Here is a 5,446-nt window from a genome sequence, read left to right as displayed (position 1 = left end):
TCACCGTGGAGCGGTCCACAAAGTCGCAGCACCCCACGGCATCCCCAACAGCCAGAACCGCCACCGCCACCCCACCGCACACACTACACGTCAAAGTTCACGGGGTGTGCCTGAAGCTGGCCCTTAATGGGGTCAACATTCTTCCTATTAAATTGCCCACGTTCCCCATCGTGCCTAATCACAGCATCCTGCCACCTCTGCCATACAGCCGTGTCGGAAAAATCCTCCGCCCGGCCGTACGCCCCGTCACTCAACGTTTGTAACAGCTCCGGGTCCCGCATCACGTCCAGAATGTGCTGCGTGAGTGCAGGCCGGTCCCCGTAACGTACCATGTACCCGCTCTGACCATCACGAATCACGTGCGCCGGGCCGTAGTAACTATCGTACGACAACTGCGGCACCCCGAACGAAGCGGCCTCCAGCAGTGCCAACACAAAGCCTTCGTGTTCGCTTGTCATCAGCAGCAGCTGCGCGCTCTGGTACACTGCGGCCATATCACGGGTGTAGCCATTAAAGATCACGCACCCCGCTAGTTGCTTTTCCTGCACCAGCGCCCGTAACTTGTTCTCCTCCTGGAAGCCGTCCTCACTATCGCCGTAACCGTAAATATTGAGCGTCAGCCAATCCAGCTGCTCATGCGCAGCGGCGAACGCCAGAATAGCTTCAGATAGATTTTTCTGCTTTGACAGCCGGGCCACAATGATGATGTTGCCCTTAATTCGACGCGCGTCCGTCATCAGCACATGCGAGTTTTGCAGCTGGGCCCCCGGCACGTAACCCACGGGGATATCCACAATCGGCACGTCCGTCTTGAGCCTGCGCCGCATATCGTCGGCCTGCTGCGCGGTGGGCGTAATAATCATGTCGGTAGCCGCCAACCGGTTAGTTTCCGCAATCGACGGATACGTGAGCGCGGAGTTCATCGGGTCGCGCGGATCGGCAAAGTGGATGTTGTGAAAATGCTCGATTTTACGGGCTGGCGTCGTCATTTCAATCATCGGCTGGTTGGTGATGTTACTACGGTCAGAGATAAACGTGTTGTGCCCGCCGTTATCCATATTGATTAGATCCAAAAATACCGTCATGGCCTGCCCCAAATTAAACACCGCCCAGGACCGCCCGTCCGCGAGTTGAATACGGTGGTTGACCGACACTACTGCGTTATTACGACTGCGATAACTAGTCTCAAAGCCGACCCGTCCCGTGGATGAGTAATACTGTTCCAGCGTCAGCAGGGCCGCCTGCGGATCATCCGTCGTGGCGTAGAACTCGCTCTTGGCCCGGAAACCCCGACTATCAAAGCGGTCCCGGCGGACCAGCTGTTGGTCACCGTCAAAATGTTCGACTTTGGTGATGTTGCCCTGGTTGGTATACACCCGCTGCGTTTCCCAATTTCCCTGGTAAAAATGTACCGTGGACCCATCCCCCACACGCTTCCACGGGGAATCACGGTAAACTTCATCAACGGTCAAAGCGCGTGGGGTCACGCCGATATTGTCGCAAAAGTAGTCAATCATGTTGATACAGTCGTCCGGATCGACGTGATTAGCAATTAAATTATCCGTGGCGTCTAACTGGTATACCTGCGTCAAAATTTTGGCATCAACGCCGTGCTGCTTGAAGAGCCGCAACCGGGCGTACTCTGCATGTTCAATTCCTGATGCTAAGTAAAATGAAGTATTGTTCAAAAAGAAGTACATTACTGGTCAGCCCCTTTACCCGCTACTGGTAACACTTTGCCTTGCCATTGACGCCACACATTGCCCGCCGAAAACTTCGTGGATGCAGCGTATGCTCCCCGACTGAATTCGGCCAGGCGTTGTGGATTACTGAGCAACTGGATCATCCGGGCAGCCATCTGCTTGAAGTCATCTGGTGGTACCAGGAATCCGCTACGACCATCCTCAACAATCTCGGCCGGGCCGTAGTTGATGTCATAGGAAACCACCGGTACCCCGTGCGACTCGGCCTCCAACAACGCTAAGGCAAAACCCTCCAGCTTACTGGTTAGCAAACTGAGCTGTGCACCATCGTAAACGGCATTCATGTTGTTGGTGTGGCCCTTAAACGTGACGACGTCGTCCAAGTCCATATCCGCCACCAGTTGGTGTAACTGCTTTTGTTCCTGGTGCTGATCCCGGTCGTCACCATAACCGTAAATATCCATTGTCAGCCAATCCAGTTGTTCGTGCGCAATGGCAAAGGCGCGGATGGCATCGGACACATTTTTCTCCCAATAAAGGCGAGCGACCACCACGACTTTGCCCCGGATTCTACCTGGAGCGTCGATTGGTATCGGTGTTTGGGCCAGCAAAGTTGCCGGGACAATGCCCACCGGTACGCCCACCACCGGAATCTGCGTGTGCAGTCGGGCTTGCAGATCCGTGGCCTGCCTCCTGGTGGACGTAATGATCAGGTCCAGGCGACTCAACTGGTCCGTCTGGGCAAGTTCCTTAAACGTCAACCCACCATGCACGGGGTCAGTATACGGACTGTAATGCAAACTGTGCACATACAAAATTTTGGCAGCGTGCACCCGTGCAAAAATCATCGCGTGTGCAATATCATCCTGCCGGTCGGCGATGAAGGCTACGGGTTCCTGCGTCTCGCTCGCAATCATTTCAAAGAAACGGCGAAACAGCTGCTCTACGTTCTGCAAATATATTGGCGGGCGATTCTTCAGCGTTAACTGCATTCCGTTTCTGCGCCCGCTGCCATTCACGTCCTGTACGTAATGGTTCTCCAGAAACACCCGACCGTCGACGGTATAAAACTGCTCCACCACGACCCAGAAAACGACTTGGTTATCGGCGTGCGCAAAGTACTGACTCATCGACCGGTAGCCACGCGTATCGTAATAATCGGTGCGAATGCGGAGCGCGTTATCATCAAAGAAGTCGACACGATCCACCCCACCTAGGTCATCCGTAAACAGGTGGATGTCCGCGACCCTCTTTTGTTCAATGAACACGCCAACCTGAGCGCCATGCTCTTCCAGCCGGTACAGCGGCGGGCGGAACCCCAGGTCTTCAACCGTGACGCGGGACTCCGGCAACTCCCCGCTTTCGGCAAAGTAATCATACATATTGATAAATTCGTCACTGTCAATGTTCCAGTAACGCCTTTGATTGACGATGCGCGTTGAATAATTGATGCTGACAATTTTAGCGTGCTCGCGATTTGCTTTGAACAGCTGTTGTCGTTTCAACACTGCGTGCTCAATACCGGAAGCAAATTGATTGAAATTATCATCCAGAAAATAGTACATTTTAGATTCCTCTATCCGTTAAAGTTGCCCAACTACCGCACTTACGGCACACAACGACGGTTACCCGTCGTCGTTAAAGCTCACCTTTGTCGCCATTATCTCCCCCCCTTTGACCAAAAAGGACGCACCCCATATCACAGAGTGCGTCCAGTTGATAAACCGTCAGTATTTACAACCGTTCAGGATTGTGCCAACCGTTCATCGATATTAGTCTTCACGACGCCGACGACGCATGCCTTCAGCACCAAGCAGACCAACCAGACCAATTGCAATGGTCCCGGCTACTGCAAGGTAAGCACCTTCATCATCACCAGTTGCAGGCAGGCTGTTACCACTAGCAGAACTAGTGGAACCGTTGGTACCTGCGCCAAGACCAGTCTTAGTGGCGGTTAAGCCGTTAGAACCAGTGCTTGGCAGGTTGTTGCCAGTGGTGGAACCATTGGTACCAGTAGTAGTGCCAGAGCCATTAGACCCGGTGCTAGAGCCGTTACCGTTGGTACCAGTGCTTGAACCGTTACCGGAAGTACCGTTACCACTGCCATTAGTACCAGTAGTAGAGCCGTTGCCATTGGAACCAGTGCCGTTAGTACCAGTACCATTGGAGCCGTTACCGTTAGTACCGTTAGAGCTGGTAGTGTTTGGCACCGTCACGGTGGTCGTCTTGCTTGGCACACCATCAGTTGTCAGAGTGACACCAACGGAGTCGCCTGGCTTAAGGATGCCGGACGGGATAGTAATGTGGAACTTACCATCGTCACCAACAGTACCAGTAGCAATCGTGTTGCCCTTACCATCGGTGATAGTAACCGTGGAACCTGGCTTACCTTCACCGGTAATGTCAACACTACCATCAGGGTTAGTCGTGACGGTAACGTTGGTAGCACCTTGTGCAGGAACCGTGACGGTCACCGTCTTGCTTGGTACACCATCAGTCGTTACGGTCACACCAACAGTATCACCTGGCTTGAGCGTGCCAGCTGGGATGGTAATGTGGAACTTACCATCGTCACCAACAGTACCAGTGCCAATTGTGTGGCCATTGCCATCAGTAATAGTAACCGTGGAGCCTGGCTTGCCTTCACCGGTAATGTCTACACTACCGTCAGGGTTAGTCGTAACGTCAACGTTAGAAGCACCCTGAGAAGGAACTGTAATCGTGACCGGAGCACTGTCCGTACCGTTAGTGTTCTGGGTAACGTTCAGCTTGTCGCCAGGCTTGATCTTACCGTCGTCGATAGTGATTGTGAACTTACCGTCGTCACCAACAGTACCAGTGGCAATCGTGTTGCCGTTGCCGTCAGTAACCTTAATGGTGGAACCAGGAGTCCCGGTACCAGTGATAGTAGTCTTGGTACCATCATTAGTAACATCAACGTTGCCAGGAGTAGTTGATGGCACGGTAATTTGTACAGGTGCACCATCAACACCATTAGTAGTCTGGGTAACGTTCAGCTTGTCACCAGGCTTAACGTTACCATCATCAACAGTGGCAGTGAACTTGCCGTCAGTACCAACAGTCGTAGTACCAACCGTCTTGCCGTTACCATCAGTAATGGTAATGGTGGAACCTGGAGTACCCGTACCAGTAATGGTCGTAGTCTTACCATCATTTGTTACCTGGACGTCCTTAGCCGTCTGGGCAGGAATGATAATCCCAACTGGGTTGCTGAGGCCACCATCAGTAGCCTGTACAAGGACGACTTTGTCACCAGCATCGCTGTAGTCGAGTGGCAACGTGATGTCAAACTTGCCGTCATCGCCAACCTTACCAGTTACGATCGAGTCGCCATCTGGTGTGACCACGTAAATGGTGGACCCTGGTACACCGTTCCCAGTTATGTGCGCGTGACCATCAGTGCCAAAGTTGACGCCAATGTTAGTTGGCTGGTCAGCAGGAATGGTGATTGTTGCTGGCTGACTGGTCTTGCCGTCCTTCGCCTGAATTACGGAAACCTTGTCGCCCGCCTTAGCTGAGCCAGCAGGAATCGTCACGGTGAAGGAACCATCAGTACCAACAGTGCCTTCACCAATCTTGGTTCCGGCTGGGTTGTTAATGGTGACGGTTGCACCTGGCGTACCCTTACCGGTGATTGTGTAAGAACCATTATCGTTCTTAGTAGTGTTCAGGTCGGTAGGCGCGATCAAAGTGTCGGTGTTACCACTAGGGTTCGAAGTGTT

3 protein-coding genes are annotated in these 5,446 nt (G+C 53.0%); all 3 read right to left on the bottom strand.

Annotated elements, in window-relative coordinates:
* Positions 1–83 precede the first annotated feature (83 nt).
* Complete coding sequence (locus tag LPA02S_RS10575) at positions 84–1,700, bottom strand: glycosyltransferase (protein WP_054651796.1); 1,617 nt, start codon at positions 1,698–1,700, stop codon at positions 84–86.
* The gene (locus LPA02S_RS10570) at positions 1,700–3,268 is read right to left on the bottom strand and encodes a glycosyltransferase (RefSeq protein ID WP_054651794.1); all 1,569 of its coding nucleotides are present in this window, start codon (positions 3,266–3,268) and stop codon (positions 1,700–1,702) included. The genes LPA02S_RS10575 and LPA02S_RS10570 overlap by 1 nt, the downstream gene beginning before the upstream one ends.
* Positions 3,269–3,475: 207 nt before the next feature.
* Positions 3,476–5,446: Ig-like domain-containing protein (locus LPA02S_RS10565; protein ID WP_156471021.1), on the bottom strand; the 1,971-nt coding region annotated here is incomplete at its 5' end.

The sequence above is a fragment of the Lacticaseibacillus pantheris DSM 15945 = JCM 12539 = NBRC 106106 genome, from assembly GCF_001591865.1.
GTDB classification, from domain to species: domain Bacteria; phylum Bacillota; class Bacilli; order Lactobacillales; family Lactobacillaceae; genus Lacticaseibacillus; species Lacticaseibacillus pantheris.
Note: the sequence above shows the minus strand (reverse complement) of the source record. Positions and strands in the feature narration are given on the sequence as shown.